Origin of the sequence: Arthrobacter sp. HMWF013 (genome assembly GCF_003061105.1) — a bacterium.
In the GTDB taxonomy this organism is placed as follows: Bacteria; Actinomycetota; Actinomycetes; order Actinomycetales; family Micrococcaceae; genus Arthrobacter.
The window spans coordinates 1-1,605 of sequence record NZ_QAIQ01000512.1 but is presented as its reverse complement, the minus strand read 5'-3'; the positions used below and the strand labels follow the sequence as shown (position 1 = coordinate 1,605).

Genomic DNA, 1,605 nt, shown 5'->3' with positions numbered 1-1,605 from the left:
GTGCACATCCTGGCCGCCCGCGCGCCGGGACCGTCGCTCCAGGAGCAGGTCAGCTTCTTTTGCCCAACCGGCGGCAGCGCCCCGGAGCCCCCGCTCAGCCGCCCGGTCCGGCGGGAACGATTTCGGGGAGTCCGCCCCCTCGGGCTCAGCGTCCGGCGTCCAGCCCGCCGCCTCGGGCTTAGCGTCCGGCGTCCAGCCCGCAATGCCGGCCATTACCCGTGCGGCAGCTGCCTCCATCGCCAGCCGTCTTCCAGGGACCAGCCGCAGGCGTTGGCCGGTCCGCGGATCCACCGGGCCTTCCAACGGATCATAGGGCCACCCGGCCAGTTCGGTCCCGGTGGTCAAAGGGCTTTTCTCCGGCAACGACGCTTCGTCAACCGATGCGGGGTGAACGACGGCGGAACCCGTTTCCCCGCCGTCCGCTGAGACAAGCTTTTCCAGCTCAGCGAGGAAAGGTGACATGTCTGCCCGCCCTGCCCGCGATCCCACCCAGGCTGCACTGGAAACCCACAGGACGTGCTTTGCCCGGGTGTAGGCGACATATGCCAGCCGTCGTTCCTCTCCCTCACCGTGGGCCTGGACTGCGGCTTTGAAGTCCTTTTCAGCATCCAGCCAGCCTTTCTGGTCCGGCTGGTCTGTATCCCATTGGGGCAAATCAGCCCGGTCCCCGCGAAGGGGCCAGGGCAGGGCTGCCGCTCCGCTGCTCCAACGGGAGTCCTTGCTGCTGGGAAAGGCACCGGCGTTGAGGCCAGGCACAAAGACGACATCCCATTCGAGGCCTTTGGAGGCGTGGACTGTAAGTAACTGCACGGCCTCGCGGTTGACGTCGGTTGCCGGCGCTTCGAGGCCGTTCTCCTCGGCAGCCGCCGCCTCCAGCCAGGCCAGGAACGCCAGGATGTCCACCCGGTGCGAGGTCCTCAGGAAGCCGGCGGCTGCGTCCTGGAAAGCGTCAAGGTTGCGGCGTGCCTGGTGGATGCTCGTCCCGGGGCGGGCCGCAACTTCGATATCAAGCAGCATGGCGCGTTCCACCTCGCCAAGGAGCGTGGTCAGATCGTCACCCAGGTAGCTCCGCAGTTGCCGAAGCTCCGCTGAGAGGCCGGCGAGGCGCCCCCGTGCTTCGCCGCTCAGGGTCCTGCCATGGGAGGACGTCCAGCCTTCACGCGGCAGCCAGTCCAGTGCCTCGACCAGACTCGCTCCGTCAGTGAGGTCGCTCTCGATCACAGGCTCGCCGGACCCGTCCGAAGGTTCTTCCTCCGACGGTCCGGCTGCGGAAAGGTGCCCGCGCCTGCGGGCCAGTTGGCTGGACCAGTCACGGAAAGCCATCAGGTCGGCCGGCCCGATGCGCCACCGGGCACCGGCCAGCAGGCGCATCAGGGAGTCGGAGCGCCCGGGGTCGGCAAGAACCCGCAGGGTGGCTACAAGGTCGACGATTTCGGGCGTGTCAAGCAGTCCGCCCAGCCCCACGATCTCGTACGGGATCCCCCTCGCTTCAAACTCCCGCCGGATGGTCTCCATCTGCGCCCGGCGCCGGCACAAAACAGCCAGGGCGGGCGGCACAGGGGTGGCGTCGGACGCGCGCTCATAGTCGGTGATCCGGTATCTCAG

1 protein-coding gene is annotated in these 1,605 nt (G+C 68.2%); it reads right to left on the bottom strand.

From position 1 onward, the window contains the following. On the bottom strand, window positions 1–1,605 hold a 1,605-nt coding region (locus DBR22_RS17905; protein ID WP_146187559.1), incomplete at both ends, for a 3'-5' exonuclease.